8 protein-coding genes and 1 pseudogene are annotated in these 15,632 nt (G+C 66.4%); 8 read left to right on the top strand and 1 reads right to left on the bottom strand.

Annotated features, from left to right (window positions below):
• The first annotated feature begins 2 nt into the window (after positions 1-2).
• On the top strand, positions 3-2,555 hold the full coding sequence (locus QMX83_RS06275) for an exo 1,3/1,4-beta-D-glucan glucohydrolase (protein ID WP_282295766.1): 2,553 nt from the start codon (positions 3-5) through the stop codon (positions 2,553-2,555).
• A 14-nt stretch (positions 2,556-2,569) separates the two neighbouring features.
• Here the strand turns inward: QMX83_RS06275 and QMX83_RS06270 are convergent, their stop codons facing one another.
• A complete protein-coding gene (locus tag QMX83_RS06270) occupies positions 2,570-3,628 on the bottom strand; it encodes a LacI family DNA-binding transcriptional regulator (protein WP_282295789.1) in 1,059 nt (352 codons plus the stop codon).
• Positions 3,629-3,765: 137 nt separating this feature from the next.
• Here QMX83_RS06270 and QMX83_RS06265 point away from each other — a divergent pair, with 137 nt between their 5' ends.
• The 7 genes and pseudogenes from QMX83_RS06265 (at position 3,766) to QMX83_RS06235 (ending at position 15,596) form a co-directional block, all read left to right on the top strand.
• Entirely contained in the window at positions 3,766-5,952 is a 2,187-nt protein-coding gene (locus tag QMX83_RS06265; protein ID WP_282295788.1) for an alpha-glucuronidase family glycosyl hydrolase, read from the top strand.
• Complete coding sequence (locus tag QMX83_RS06260; protein ID WP_282295765.1) at positions 5,949-7,934, top strand: sialate O-acetylesterase; 1,986 nt, start codon at positions 5,949-5,951, stop codon at positions 7,932-7,934. The genes QMX83_RS06265 and QMX83_RS06260 overlap by 4 nt, the downstream gene beginning before the upstream one ends.
• 23 nt (positions 7,935-7,957) lie before the next feature.
• Entirely contained in the window at positions 7,958-9,619 is a 1,662-nt protein-coding gene (locus QMX83_RS06255; protein ID WP_282295787.1) for a glycoside hydrolase family 43 protein, read from the top strand.
• Positions 9,620-9,648: 29 nt separating this feature from the next.
• Positions 9,649-12,291, top strand: a complete 2,643-nt coding sequence (locus QMX83_RS06250) for a glycoside hydrolase family 3 protein (protein ID WP_282295786.1) — start codon at positions 9,649-9,651, stop codon at positions 12,289-12,291.
• Positions 12,292-12,301: 10 nt separating this feature from the next.
• A pseudogene (locus QMX83_RS06245) lies at positions 12,302-13,762 on the top strand (MFS transporter); the annotation flags it as partial.
• Entirely contained in the window at positions 13,736-14,764 is a 1,029-nt protein-coding gene (locus tag QMX83_RS06240; RefSeq protein WP_336618948.1) for a glycoside hydrolase family 43 protein, read from the top strand. The pseudogene QMX83_RS06245 and the gene QMX83_RS06240, both read left to right, overlap by 27 nt.
• Positions 14,754-15,596 carry an aldose epimerase gene (locus tag QMX83_RS06235; RefSeq protein ID WP_282295764.1) on the top strand — a complete coding sequence of 281 codons (843 nt, stop codon included), beginning with the start codon at positions 14,754-14,756 and terminating at the stop codon, positions 15,594-15,596. Before QMX83_RS06240 ends, QMX83_RS06235 begins: the two co-directional genes overlap by 11 nt.
• Positions 15,597-15,632: the final 36 nt, after the last annotated feature.

Below are 15,632 nucleotides of genomic sequence, written 5' to 3'. Positions count from 1 at the left end.
CCATGACCCGTCACACTTCAATGCGCCGCGCTGGCTACCTGAGCGCTGCGCTGCTGCTCGCCCTGGTTGCCTGCAAGGGCGATGACAAGGCCGCAGCGCCTGCCCAGGCCGACACCAACCCCTGGCCGCAGGTCGCCTGGCCGCTGCCCGAAGACCCGGCGCTTGAGAAGCGCATTACCGACCTGATGGCCACCATGACGTTGGAGGAGAAGGTCGGCCAGCTGGTGCAGGGCGACATTGCCAGCATCACGCCGGAGGACCTGCGCAAATATCGGCTGGGTTCGATTCTGGCCGGTGGCAATTCAGATCCCGGTGGCCGCTACGATGCCGCGCCGGCCGAATGGCTGAAGCTGGCCGACGCGTTCTACGAGGCGTCGATGGATACCTCGCAGGGCGGCAAGGCGATCCCGGTGCTGTTCGGCATTGATGCCGTGCACGGTCAGAGCAACATCATTGGTGCGACCCTGTTCCCGCACAACATCGGTCTGGGCGCGGCCCGCAATCCGGAACTGCTGCGTCGTATCGGCGAGATCACCGCGCTGGAAACCCGCGCCACCGGCATGGAATGGACCTTCGCCCCCACCGTGGCGGTGCCGCAGGACGACCGCTGGGGCCGCACCTATGAAGGTTATTCCGAATCACCCGAGGTAGTGGCCAGCTACGCCGGGGTCATGGTCGAAGGGCTGCAGGGCAAGGTCGGATCGCCGGAGTTTCTCGACGGCCGCCACGTGATCGCGTCGGTCAAGCACTTCCTGGGCGACGGCGGCACCACCGACGGCAAAGATCAGGGTGATACCAAGATCAGCGAAGCCGAGCTGGTGCGCATCCATAACGCCGGCTACCCACCGGCGATCGCGGCCGGTGCGCAGACCGCCATGGCATCCTTCAACAGCGTCAACGGCGAGAAGATGCACGGCCACAAGCCGTACCTGACCGATGCGCTGAAAGGCCGCATGAACTTCGGTGGCTTCGTGGTGGGTGACTGGAACGGGCATGGCCAGGTCAAGGGCTGCACCACCACCGATTGCCCGGCGACGATCAATGCGGGCCTGGACATGGCGATGGCCTCGGACAGCTGGAAGGGCTTCTACGAGACCACCCTGGCCGCGGTAAAGGCCGGCACCATCACGCAGGAGCGACTCGACGATGCGGTGCGACGGATTCTGCGGGTCAAGATGCGTCTGGGCTTGTTCGAGGCAGGCAAGCCGTCGACCCGGGCGGTGGGCGGGCAGTTTGCGCTGATCGGCGCGCCAGACCATCGTGCGGTCGCCCGGCAGGCGGTACGCGAGTCGCTGGTACTGCTGAAGAACCAGGGCGGCGTGCTGCCGCTGTCACCCAAGCAGCACATTCTGGTGGCCGGCGACGGGGCCAACGACGTCGGCAAGCAGGCCGGTGGCTGGACGCTGAACTGGCAAGGTACGGGCACCACCCGCAAGGACTTCCCCAACGCAGACTCCATCTTCGAAGGCATTGCCCAGCAGGCCAAGGCGGCAGGTGGCGAAGCGGTGCTGGCGGTGGATGGGAAGTATGCGAAGAAGCCGGATGTGGCCGTGGTGGTGTTCGGCGAAGATCCCTATGCCGAGTTCCAGGGCGACTTGGCCACGCTGGCCTACAAGCCCGGCAACGACGCCGATCTGGAACTGATCAAGCGTCTGAAGGCCGACGGCATTCCGGTGGTGGCGGTGTTCCTGAGCGGGCGCCCGCTCTGGGTCAACCGCGAGATCAATGCCGCCGATGCGTTCGTCGCCGCCTGGCTGCCGGGCTCGGAAGGTGCCGGCATTGCCGATGTACTGCTGCGCAAGGCCGATGGCAGCGTGCAGAACGACTTCAAAGGCAAGTTGAGCTTCAGTTGGCCACGTACGGCCGTGCAGTACGCCAACAACGTCGGTCAGAAGGACTATGACCCGCAGTTCGCGTTTGGCTACGGTCTGACCTATGCCGACAAGGGCGATCTGGCCCCACTGCCGGAGGTGTCGGGCGTGACCGGCAATGAAGGGGCGGCCGGTGTGTACTTCGCACGCGGTGATGCCGGTGCCGGTATCGCGCTGCGCCTGGAAAACAGCACAGGGCAGGGCGTCACGGTAACCAAGGTGCCGGAGTCCCTCGATGGCGAGCTGCTGACCGTGACCGGCGTGGATCATCTGCAACAGGAAGACGGCCGGCGGCTGGCGTGGTCGGGCAAGGGCGAAGCCACCGTTGCCCTGCAGTCGCACACCGCGCTGGATGTGCAGCGCGAAAGCAATGGCGACCTGATGCTGTTGACCACGCTACGGGTCGATGCCGCACCGAAGGGCGAGGCGTGGCTGGCGGTCGGCTGCGGCACCGGTTGCAGCGCCCGCGTGGCCATCGCGCCCACCTTGGCGACCTTGCCGGTGGGCCAGTGGAAGCGCGTCGGCGTGCCGCTGAAGTGCCTGGCTGCGGCCGGTGCGGATGTCGGCAAGCTGGACCGGCCCTGGTCGCTGGTCACGGCTGGCGAAATGACGGTCTCTGTATCGCGCGTTGCGCTGGGTGCCTTGAACGAAGCCGAAGCGACGGTTGCATGCCCAGGCAACTGACCTGGCGTCCTGCGCTAACGTCGTCTGGGCGGACGCGCCACCGAATCCCGCACCACCAATCGGTGCGGGAGGACGTGGTCAGTCAGGACCGGCGTTTCGTCAGACCGGCGGCGAATGCTGCGCAGCAGGATGTCCAATGCCGCATCCGCCATCGAGGCGATCGGCTGCTGCACCGTGGTCAGCTCCGGCCACACCGTGGTTGCGGCCGAGCTGTCATCGAAGCCCACCACGGACAGGTCGCGCGGCACATCCAGCCCGCGCCGGTGCGCGACGGAGATCACGGCGGCCCCCATGTCGTCGTTGCTGGCGAAAATGGCGGTGGGTGGCTGCGGATGGGAGAGCAGCTGTTCTGCAGCGTCCAGCCCGGAACGGTAGGTGAAATCACCGCGCTGGACCATGTCCGCTTCGACCTTCAGGCCGGCCTCCCGCATCGCCGTGACGAAGCCTTCGCGGCGCCGTGCGCTCGCGCTCAGGTCATCGCGCCCGCAGATGAAACCGATCCGCCGATGACCGTGCTGGAGGAGGTGTTCGGCCATCTCCTTGCCGGCGTGGAAGTCGTCGATGCGGACGCAGGAAATGCCGTTGCCCAGCTGACCGGAGGCAATGGCGATCACCGGTATGCGCGCCTTCACCAGTTCACAGACGGCGTCCTTCGACTCGCACAGCGGCGGCGGCAGGATCACCCCGTCGACCCGGCCTGCCAAGGCGCGCGCGGCCTTGCGCTCGGCGGCGGGATCCAGATTGTCCCAATAGTCGATGACCAGCTGGATGGCCGCATTGGAGGCCACCCGCAGCAAACCGACCAGCAGCTCGCGCAGATAGGCGCCACTGGGATTGGTGTAGATCAGCGCAACACGCGTGTGCTGCGCGGCCGCCAGCGAACTGGCTGCCAGGTTCGGCGTGTAACCCAACTTCTGCACTGCGCGCATCACGCGTTCGCGGGTGCTGTCACGCACCGTGCCCTGGTTGAACACCCGGGACACCGTCATCGGCGACACCCCGGCCAGTGCCGCCACCTCGTCGATCGTCACCCCGCTGGTTTTGCGGCGGACCGATTTCTTCGGTTTATCCAACACGTGTTCCCTTCTTGCTGGGTGACGCTGCCTTGCAGCAACGAGGGTGCGTGATGGCGCATCCCTTGCTCGGACCCAGCTTACAAGGTTTGTCGTCGATGCTGCTGCGTCTGAGTGGTGTCGCGCGGTGTCATTGGATGCTGGGGTTCATCGCAGTGTTGCTGGCGTGCCCTCCGAGTGTGCGTGCCGAGGATGGCTACAAGCTGTGGCTGCGCTATGCACCGCTTGCCCCTTCGCTCGCCGCGACCTATCGCGCGCAGTTCGGGGCAGTGGAGGCACCAACGGAGACCGCCACACAACGCGCGGCGCGCGACGAACTCCTGCGCGGGCTTGCCGGACTGATCGGTGAATCACCCCGGAGGGGGGAGGGCGCTCCTACCGTGGTGCTGGGCACCCCCGCGTCGTCGACCTTGATTGCAGCGTTCCGTGACGAGCTGGATGCGCTTGGCAATGAGGGCTATCTGCTCAAGCACACACGGGTGCACGGGCGGGACGTGCTGCTGATCGCGGCACCCCAGGACGTCGGGGTGTTGTACGGCGTCTTCGATCTGCTGCGACGGCTGCAGACCGGTCAATCGCTGGAGGCGCTTGAGGTGCGGGAGAAGCCGCGTATCCGTCTACGCGTGCTCGACCATTGGGACAATCTGGATGGTCATGTCGAGCGCGGTTACGCCGGCCGCTCCCTGTGGGATTGGCAGACCCTGCCCGAATGGCACGACCCGCGCTACACCGACTACGCACGCGCCAATGCTTCGCTCGGCATCAATGGCACGGTGTTGAACAACGTCAATGCCAATGCTCGCAGCCTCGCGCCCGAGTATTTGGCCAAAGCCGCGGCACTGGCCGATGTGTTCCGTCCCTACGGTATCCGCGTGTACCTGAGCGCGCGCTTCAGCGCACCCATCGAGCTCGGCGGGTTGTCCACTGCTGATCCGCTCGACCCGGCCGTGCAGCGTTGGTGGCAGCACAAGGTCGATGAGATCTATCGCTTCATTCCGGATTTTGGCGGCTTCCTGGTCAAGGCGAACTCGGAAGGGCAGCCCGGCCCGCAGGACTACGGCCGCACGCATGCCGACGGTGCCAACCTGCTCGCGGATGCGCTGGCCGCGCATGGCGGCGTGGTGATGTGGCGGGCCTTTGTCTATGCGCACGATGTGCCCGCAGATCGCGCCAGCCAGGCCTATACCGAGTTCGTGGGGCTGGACGGGGCATTCCGCCCGAATGTGATCGTGCAGGTCAAGAATGGCCCGATCGACTTCCAGCCACGCGAGCCGTTCCATCCGTTGTTCGGCGCCATGCCGCGCACGCCACTGATGATGGAGTTCCAGATCACCAAGGAGTACCTGGGGTTCGCCACGCATCTGGTCTACCTCGGCACGCTGTACGAAGAAGTCCTGCAGTCCGACACGCGCGCCCGGGGCGCGGGTTCCACGGTGGCGCGGGTGGTGGATGGCTCGCTGGAGGGGCATGCTTTCACCGGCATGGCGGGCGTCGCCAACATCGGCAATGACCGCACATGGAGTGGTTCGCACTTCGACCAGGCCAACTGGTATGCCTTTGGCCGTCTCGCGTGGAACCCGGATCAAGCCGCCCGAGATATCGCGGCGGATTGGGTCGCGATGACCTTCTCACCGGCACCGGAGGTGGTGCGGCCGATTGTCGAGATGATGATGGCCTCGCGCGAAGCGGCGGTGAACTACATGACGCCACTGGGTCTGCATCACCTGATGGCGCGTGGGCATCACTACGGCCCCGGCCCCTGGGTGGAGGGTGGTCCCCGCGCCGACTGGACGTCGGTGTACTACCACCGCGCCGACCGCGATGGCATCGGCTTTGACCGCACCGCAAGCGGCAGCAACGCGGTGGCGCAGTATGCGCCGGCGGTCGCGGCGCGCTATGCCGACATCACCCAGGTTCCAGAGTCCTTGTTGTTGTGGTTCCACCATGTGCCCTGGGACCACCGCATGGCCTCCGGCCGTTCCTTATGGGACGAACTGGTAGCGCGGTACTCGCAGGGCGTGCAGCAGGTGCAGGCGATGCGGGCCACGTGGGCGGACATTCCGACCGCGGCACCGGAACATCAGCGGGGCAGAGCCCCGCTCTACGGGGCTGATCCCGCAGCCATCGACCCCGAACGCCACGCCCAGATAGCCGCGTCCTTACAGATCCAGCGCCGCGAAGCCCAATGGTGGCGCGACGCCAGCATCGCGTACTTCCAGTCACTCAGCGGTCGGCCACTTCCCGCAGGCGAGCCCACACCACCGCATCCCCTGGCGTGGTACCAGGCCCAGCAGTTCCCCTCCGCACCGGGAGACGGACGATGACCCGACGTATCCAGTGGGAGCAGATCGGGCTGGCGATCGCAGCGTTGTGCTGCACGCTGACCGCAGCGGCACAGCAGACAGATGGGATCCTGCTGCACCCCCTGTTCCAGAATCACGCGGTTCTGCAGCGCGACCAGCCGATCAAGCTTTGGGGCGAAGCGGCTCCCGGCGCGACGGTGACCGTGGCGCTGGCACGAAAGGAGGTCAGCACCCGCGCAGATGCCACAGGCCACTGGCAGGCAACACTGCCGCCGATGCCGGCGGGCGGCCCCTACGCCCTGTCGGTCAGGGCAGGGCAGGCCCATCAACGCGTGGACGATCTGCTGGTCGGCGACGTTTGGTTGTGTTCCGGGCAGTCGAACATGGAGTTGCCGGTATGGCGCAGCCTGGACGCAAGCAGCGAGATCGCGGCGGCAGCGCACCCGACACTGCGCCTGTTCACCGTGCCGCAAGCGGCTTCGGCATCACCCCAGCAGTCATTCCACGCGCCGGTCGCATGGCACCCAGCGACGCCGGATTCCGCACGGGATTTCTCGGCCGCCTGCTTCTACTTTGCGCGTGAACTGCAGAAGACCGTCAACGTGCCAATGGGGCTGATCCAGGCCGCCTGGGGCGGCTCCCGAATCGAGGCATGGACGCGCGCCGATGCGCTGCGCGCCCACGGCGGCATGGACACCGCGCTTGATCTGCTGACGCTGTCGAGCCGGGATCCGGTTGCGGCGCGCGCGAAGTGGGGCGAGCAGTGGGAGCAATGGTGGGCATCGCGCCCGGGTCGCACGGCGGATGACACGCCGTGGCGGCCGGACCGTCAAGGATCCGGCTGGCAGAAGGCACCCCTGCAACTGGGTGCCTGGGAGCGCTGGGGCGTGCCCGCACTGTCCAGCTACAACGGCATGGTCTGGTACCGCACCGACGTCACACTGACCGCCGCGCAGGCGGAGCAGGGGGCCGTGCTGGAACTGGGTCCGGTGGACGAGACCGACATGACCTGGGTGAACGGCGTCGGCGTTGGGAGTGAGTACGCACCGGGTCAGTCGCGTGCGTATCCGCTGCCGGCGGGCCTGCTGAAAGCCGGCACCAACAGTGTGGTCATCAATGTGCTCGACACCTGGGCCGACGGCGGGTTGGCCGGGCCGGCAGACGCCCACGCCGTACGCTTTGACGATGATACGCGCGTCGTGCTCGGCCCGCAGTGGTCCTTCCGCCCGGCACCAGAAAGCGCTGCGCCGCCGTTGGCACCGTGGCATGCGGCCACCGGGCTGTCGACGTTGTACAACGGCATGATTGCGCCACTGGGGAACCTCGGCCTGCGTGGTCTGCTCTGGTACCAGGGCGAATCCAATACGGCCGACGGGCCCGCCTACGCCACGCGACTGCGCACGCTGCGCGACGACTGGCGCAATCAGTTCGGTGCGCAAACCCCGCTGCTGGTCGTGCAGCTGGCCGGGTACGGCCAACCGGCGGATGCGCCGGTAGAAAGCGGCTGGGCAGAGGTTCGCGAAGCGCAGCGGCGGGTGGTCGCCGAGGACCCACACAGCGGGCTGGCGGTGGCCATCGACCTGGGTGATGCCTACGACATCCATCCGCCCAACAAGCAGGAACTGGGGCGACGTCTGGCACGCGCGGCGCGGTATGTCGTATACGGCGAAGACACGTCGGCTCCCTCCGGTCCGTCGCCGCACGACGCAAGGCGCGTAAACGATGAAGTGCGGATCCGGTTCGATGACGTGGAGGGCGCGCTGGTCACCACCGGTGCCAATGGGCCCATCGGTTTCGAGCTGTGCGAGGCAATACCGGGGCGCTGTCGCTACGCAGACGCGTCGCTGGACGGACGCGAGGTCATCCTGCGCGGTCCGCACGTCGCTTCAGGTGCACGTGTCCGCTACTGCTGGGCCGATGGCCCGGTCTGCACGCTGCATGACCGAAGTGGCGCGCCGGCCGGACCGTTCGAACTCCCCGTTGAAGACGGAGCCTCCCGATGAGGCACCTGCTGGCCGCCGCGCTTATGTCGCTGACAGTTGCCGCCCAGGTTGTCGCGGCCACCCCGGCACCGCCGGTGCATTTCAACTGGTTCGAGTACAGCGGCGACGATGCGGCCTTTGCCGCGCCGCTGCCGGACGGACACTACCGCAATCCGATCCTGGCGGGATTCCATGCCGACCCCAGTATCGTCGGCGCCAACGGCCGGTTCTATCTGGTCAACTCCAGCTTCACCTATTACCCGGGCATTCCGGTGTTCGAGAGTGTCGATCTCGTGCACTGGCAGCAGATCGGCAATGTCATTGACCGGCCGAGCCAGCTCGACTTCGATGGCCTGGGGGTGTCACGCGGTATCTTCGCGCCGGCCATTGCTTACCACCAGGGCGTGTTTTACGTGGTGAGCACGGCAGTCGACAGTGGCGGCAACTTCATTTCAACGGCGCGGGATCCCGCCGGGCCCTGGTCCGACCCGCACTGGCTGCCCACCATCGATGGCATCGATCCCTCGCTGTTCTTCGATGAGAACGGCTCTGTCTACCTGGTGAATAACGATGCGCCGGCCGGTGAGCCTCGATACGAGGGGCACCGCGCGATCTGGATGCAGCAGCTGGATCTCAGGACGCTGAGCCCCGTGGGCCCGCGCAAGGTGCTGGTCGACGGCGGTGTGGACCCGACAGCGCAGCCGATCTGGATCGAAGGCCCGCATCTCTACCAGCGCGATGGCTGGTACTACCTTTCGGCCGCAGAAGGCGGCACCGGGCCGCAGCATTCGCAGGTGGTGCTGCGCAGCCGTGACGTCTGGGGGCCGTATATGCCGTTTGCGGACAATCCCATCCTGACCCAACGCGACCTGCCCGATGATCGGCCGCTGCCGATCACCAATGCCGGGCATGCGGATCTGGTCGAGGGCCCGGACGGCTCCTGGTGGGCGGTGTTCCTGGCCAGCCGGAACTACCAGCAACGGCATTACAACACCGGGCGCGAGACCTATCTGCTGCCGGTCACCTGGCAGGACGGCTGGCCGGTGATCCTGCCGGCCGCAACGGCCATTCCGTATGTGGCACAAGCACCTGGCTGGATGCGGAACTCGGCGTCGCAGGCACCGGCCACTGGCAACGCGGTGGTGCGCGATGAGTTCGAGGGTACGCAGCTCGACCGCATCTGGTTGCACGTGCGCGTTCCGAAACAGGCGTGGGCCAGCCTGCGCGAGCGTCCGGGCAGCCTGACCCTGCATCCGCTGCCCGAAGGGTTGGATGCGTTGCGTAATCCGTCGTTCCTCGGCCGCCGCCAGCAGCACCTGCGCTTCGAGGCCAGCACCGAGCTGGACCGGCCGGATCCGGGAGTCGCGGCCGGCGTGGCCGCGTTCCAGAGCGAGAACGCCTGGTACTTCCTTGGTGTGCGTCGCACCGGTGGAGATCGCGTAGCGGTCTTTCTCGAAGGACGCGACGACGGCCGGACATCCACGCTCGCCAGCCGTGAAGTGAAGGCCTCCTCGTCGATGCGCCTGAAGGTCACCGGCGAGGAGGGCCGCTATGCGTTTGCGTTCGATACCGGCGATGGGCGGGGATGGCAGACGCTCGCCGGGGACGTGGACGGCACCGTGTTGAGCACCGATCGCGCCGGCGGCTTCGTCGGCACCCTGCTGGGACCATTTGCGCGCGATGAGCGCGCCGGGAGGAGCAAGTGATGATGCAGGTTCGTTATCCGCTGTGCCGTATGTGGGTGCTGTGCGCCGCCATCGGGCTGGCCACTGCCGCTTCCGCCGCACCCTCGCAGCAGCCGTGGCTGGACACCTCGGCCAGTTTTGAAACGCGGGCGGCCGCGCTGGTGGCGCAGATGACGCTGGAGGAAAAGGCGGCGCAGATGCAGAACGCCGCACCGGCCATCGAACGGCTCGGCGTTCCGGCCTACGACTGGTGGAACGAGGGCCTGCACGGCGTGGCACGGGCGGGGCAGGCCACGGTGTTTCCGCAGGCCATCGGCCTGGCCGCCACCTTTGATGTGCCCCTGATGGGGCAGGTGGCCACGACCATCAGTGACGAGGCGCGCGCCAAGCACCATCAGTTCGTGCGCGAGGGCGCACATGGGCGCTACCAGGGGCTGACCTTCTGGTCGCCCAACATCAATATTTTCCGTGATCCGCGCTGGGGTCGGGGCCAGGAAACCTATGGCGAGGACCCCTACCTCACCGCGCGCATGGGTGTGGCCTTCGTGCAAGGGCTGCAGGGCGACGACCCGGTGTATCGCAAGCTCGACGCCACCGCCAAGCATTTTGCCGTGCACAGTGGGCCGGAGGCTGACCGCCACCATTTCGATGCGCATCCCAGCAAGCGTGACCTGTACGACACCTATTTCCCCGCGTTCGAGGCGCTGGTGAAAGAAGGCGACGTGGATGCGGTGATGGGAGCCTACAACCGGGTGTACGGCGAGTCCGCCAGCGCCAGTCAGTTCCTGCTGCGCGACGTGCTGCGTCGCGACTGGGGCTTCAAGGGCTATGTGGTTTCCGACTGCTGGGCCATCGTCGACATCTGGAAGCATCACAAAATCGTGCCCAGCCGCGAGGCCGCCGCCGCGTTGGCGGTCAAGAACGGCACGGAGCTCGAGTGTGGGCAGGAATACGCCACGCTGCCGGCCGCCTTTCGCCAGGGCCTGATCAGTGAGGCTGAGATCGACGACGCCGTGACTCGTTTGTTCGCCGCGCGGATGCGACTGGGCATGTTCGACCCGCCCGAGAAGGTGCGATGGGCGCGGATTCCGGCATCCGTGAACCAGGCACCGTCGCACGATGCGCTGGCGCTGAAAGCTGCACAGGAATCGCTGGTGCTGCTGAAGAATGACGGTGTGCTGCCCTTGTCGCGAAAGCTCAAGCGGATTGCCGTCGTCGGGCCGACCGCGGACGACACCATGGCGCTGTTGGGCAACTACTTCGGCACCCCAGCAGCGCCAGTGACGATCCTGCAGGGCATCCGTGATGCTGCCAAAGGTGTTGAAGTGCGCTATGCGCGCGGCGTGGATCTGGTGGAGGGACGCGACGATCCCAGTGCCACGCCCCTGATCGAGGCCGCCTATCTGCGGCCCTCCGCCAATTCCCCGGAACGCGGACTACGCGGCGAGTACTTCCGCAGCGCCGATCTCTCCGGCACGCCGGCATTGGTGCGTACCGACGCCCAGATCGGCTTCCGCTGGGATCGCGGCTCGCCCACCGACAATCTGATGGCCCGGGGCGAGGCCGGGCCAGGGCAGGGCGTGCCGAACGATGGCTTCAGCATCCGCTGGAGCGGCCAGCTGCTGCCGCCGGTGTCAGGGCGCTACCGGATCGAGGCGGCTGCCGATGACGGTTACCGGTTGTTCGTCGACGGAAAGCAGGTGCTGGACCACTGGACCCCCAGCGACCGGATGCGTGGCGACGGCGTGGAGCTGGAGCTACAGGCCGGCCGCGCCTATGACCTTCGACTCGAGTACTTCGATGCCGAGCGCGATGCAGGCGTGCGACTGGGCTGGCGGATGCCCGGTGCCAAACCGCCGTTCGAGGAGGCGCTGGACGCCGCGCGAAGCTCGGACGTCGTGGTGTTCGTCGGTGGCCTCACCGGCGATGTCGAGGGAGAAGAGATGAAGGTCAACTACCCCGGATTTGCCGGCGGCGACCGCACCGACCTGCGCCTGCCCGCCACCCAGCGCACCCTGTTGGAGGCATTGCAGGCCACCGGCAAGCCGGTGGTGATGGTGCTGACCGGTGGCTCCGCGCTGGCGGTGGAGCCGGCGAAGCTCTCGGCCATCCTGATGAGTTGGTACCCGGGCCAACGCGGTGGCACGGCGGTGGGCCAGGCCCTGCTTGGCGAGGTCAATCCAGGCGGACGCCTACCGGTCACGTTCTACAGGGCCGATCAGGCGATGCCGGCATTCGACGATTACACCATGGAGGGACGCACCTACCGCTACTTCCGCGGCACACCGTTGTATCCGTTCGGGCACGGGTTGTCCTACACCCGGTTCGACTACGGCAAGCTGCGCCTTGATGGGTCACGCATCAGCGCCGACGGGCAGCTGAAGGTGGAGGTGGACGTCACCAACACCGGCAAGCGCGCCGGTGACGAGGTGGTGCAGCTGTACGTGCGCCGGATGGAGGCGGTAGCCGGCGAAGCACAGCAGAACCTGCGCGGCATCCAGCGCGTGCACCTTGCACCGGGCCAACGGCAGACCGTGAGCTTCCTGCTCGATGCACACCAGGCCCTGCGTCAGTATGACGACGGCGTTGGGGCGTATGCGGTGCCCGCGGGGCTGTATGAGGTCCGGGTCGGCAGCTCCAGCGCCGACGCGCGCGTCCACGCCCGCTTCGAGGTGGAGGCCGCACGTGACTGAACCGCGCGCCATGGCTGACACCGAGCATGCACTGTCGGTCCGCGAGAAACTGGGCTACAGCCTAGGCGACCTCGCAGCCAACCTGATCTTCCAGACGCTGATCACCTACCTGGCGTTCTTCTACACGGACGTATTCCGGTTGCCGCCGGCCACCGCCGCCACGCTCATTTTCGTGATCGGCCTGCTGGGTGCGTTTGTGTTCACCCCGTTGATCGGGATCATCGCGGACCGGACCCGTACGCGATGGGGACGCTTCCGGCCGTGGATCCTGTGGACGGCCCTTCCGTTCGGCGCGCTATCGCTGCTGGCCTTCAGTACGCCGGATCTCAGCGAGCGCGGCAAGATCCTGTATGCGCTGACCACCTACGGCCTGCTGATGCTGGTGTACGCGGCCAACAATCTGCCGTACTCCGCGCTGAGCGGTGTATTGACCGGCAGCATGTCCCAGCGCAACAGTCTCTCCGCCTATCGCTTCGTGGCGGTGATGATCGCCCAGTTCATCATCCAGGTGCTGTTGATGCCGCTGGTGCTGATCCTGGGCGACGGCGACCGGGTACTCGGCTTCGAGCGGGTGATGACGGTGTTCGCGGTGGTGGGCACGGTGTTCTTTCTGATCACTTTCGCCACCACCCGCGAACGCATCGTGCCCACCCGCGAGCAGAGCGCCGGGGTCATGCAGGACCTCAAGGACCTGCTGCATAACCGGCCGTGGCAGGTGATGCTGGCCTTGACCATCTTGGTGTTCGCTAATCTTGCGTTGAAGGGCGGCACTTACATCTACTACTTCCAGTACTACATGAGCGAGGCGGCGCTGGCCGGCTTCCTCGAAAGGTCCGGCTTCAACGGCTTCATCGCCGGTCTGAACGCGGGGCTCAACGCGGCGGGGCTGTCCGGATTCACCTGGCCGGAAGATCCGGCCACGTCGGCGTTCAGCCTGTTCAATGCCTGCGGCATTCTCTGCATGATCCTTGGCATCGGCGTCTCCCGACGCCTCGCCGACCGCTTTGGCAAGCGTGATGTCTTCGGTGGCGCGTTGCTCGCGTCTACCATGTTCTTGCTGGCGTTCTACTTCTTCCCGCCTACGGCGGTGGCGGTGAACTTCGGTGCCTTCATGCTGCACGGGTTCTGCTACGGCATCACGATTCCACTGCTGTGGGCGATGATCGCCGACGTGGCCGACTACTCCGAGTGGAAGAACCACCGCCGCGCCACGGCCATCATCTTCTCGGCCATGTTGTGTGGACTGAAAATCGGCCTCAGCGTCGGCGGCGCGCTGGTCGCGGGCATTCTGGCCCACTACGGCTATCAGGCCGGCGCGGCGCAGCAGCCTGAGGCGGTGATCAATGGCATCCGCCTGACCGTAAGCGTGTATTGCTCCATCCCGTTCCTGCTGGCGGTGGCACTGCTGTTCCTTTACGAGATCAACAAGCGCATGGAAACCCGTATCGAACAGGATCTGCATCAGCGCCGGAATGGCGGTGATGCGCCGGCCGCGAAGGCACATGGCATCGCACAACCGCTGGTGACCCATATCTACACTGCCGATCCTTCCGCGCACGTATTCGAGGGCCGCTTGTACATCTACCCGTCGCACGACATTGACGCCGGCGCGCCGTTCGACGACGAGGGCGGGCACTTCGGCATGGAGGACTACCACGTGCTGCGGATGGACACGCCAACGGGCGAGGCCACCGACTGCGGCGTGGCCCTGCATGTGCGTGATGTGCCATGGGCGGCAAAGCAGATGTGGGCGCCGGATGCCGCGTACCGCGATGGCCGCTACTACCTGTACTTCCCAGCCAAGGATGCGCAGGGCATCTTCCGGATCGGCGTGGCCGTGGCTGATCGGCCGGAAGGCCCCTTCACCGCTGAACCCGAAGCGATGGCCGGCACGTACTCGATCGATCCGGCCGTGTTTGAAGACGACGACGGCGCGCACTACCTGTACTTCGGCGGTATCTGGGGCGGGCAGCTGCAGAAGTATCGTGACAATCGCTTTGATGCCGCGCATGAAGAGCCCACCGGCAGCGCTCCCGCACTCGGCCCGCGCGTGGGCCGGATACAGGAGGGTATGACCCAGCTGGCCGAAGACACGCGGGAAGTGGTCATTCTGGACGAGCACGGGCAGCCACTGCGGGCCGATGATCATGCGCGCCGGTTCTTCGAGGGACCGTGGCTGCACAAGCACCAGGGGCGGTACTACCTGTCGTACTCCACCGGCAACACCCATCTGCTCTGTTATGCGGTGGGGGACAGTCCGTATGGCCCGTTTACCTACCAGGGCGTGATCCTCACGCCGGTAGTCGGCTGGACCACGCATCACTCCATCTGCGAGTTTGAAGGGCAGTGGTGGCTGTTCTATCACGATGCCGTGCAGTCGGGCGGCGTCACCCACCTGCGCTCGGTGAAATGTACGCCGCTGCACATGGAGGCGGATGGCCGCATCCGGACGATTTCCCCTTATGGCGAATGACACCCCGCTACCGATCGACGATGCGACGGCACCGCTACCCGCCGGCCATCTGCACTGGCTTCGGGCGGGGCGGCTGGAAGTGGCCCTGGCACCGGAAGCGGGCGGGCGGATTGCGCAGATCCGCTACGACGGCGTGGACTGGCTGGTCGACGCGCAGGAAGCCGGGGCGGCCGCCATCGCCTGGGGGTGCTATCCGATGGTGCCCTGGGCCGGGCGCATCCGGCGCGGGCGCTTTCAGTTTGACGACAAGACCTACGCGCTACCGATCAACTTCGAGTCGCACGCGATCCACGGGGTGGGATTCACGCGACCGTGGCAGATTCACCGGATCGAGGCAGATGCCGCGACGTTGTCGCTGGCGCTTCCGAAGGACGAGTACTGGCCCTTCGGCGGTACTGCCACGCAGGTTATGCAACTATCACCGGACAGCCTGCGCCTGCAGCTGGCCGTGCAGGCCGATCAGCACGCCATGCCCGCCGTGTTGGGCTGGCACCCGTGGTTCCGCAAGCCGGATCGGTTGCAGTTCGCGCCCACGGGCATGTATCCACGGGACGGCGAGGGCATCGCCGTGCTGCCGGTTATCAATGCACCGCCGGGGCCTTGGGACGACTGCTTTGTAAGCCACGGTGAAGTGGTGCTGGAGACGGGCGCGCAGCGGCTTCACCTGCACGCCGATACCGATCACTGGGTGGTCTACGATGCCGCGCCGCACGCGACCTGTGTGGAGCCGCAGACCGGGCCGCCGGATGGGTTCACGCTGGCACCCAACAGACTGGAGCCCGGCGAGCGCCTCGCGCTGGATCTCGAATTCCAATGGCACATCGCAACGTAGAGCCACGCCCTGCGTGGCTTCGACCCACTCTGGCAA

Origin of the sequence: Stenotrophomonas sp. PS02289, from assembly GCF_029960115.1 — a bacterium.
Classification (GTDB): domain Bacteria; phylum Pseudomonadota; class Gammaproteobacteria; order Xanthomonadales; family Xanthomonadaceae; genus Stenotrophomonas.
The sequence above is the reverse complement of the archived record's forward strand: the minus strand, read 5'-3'. Positions and strand labels throughout refer to the sequence as shown.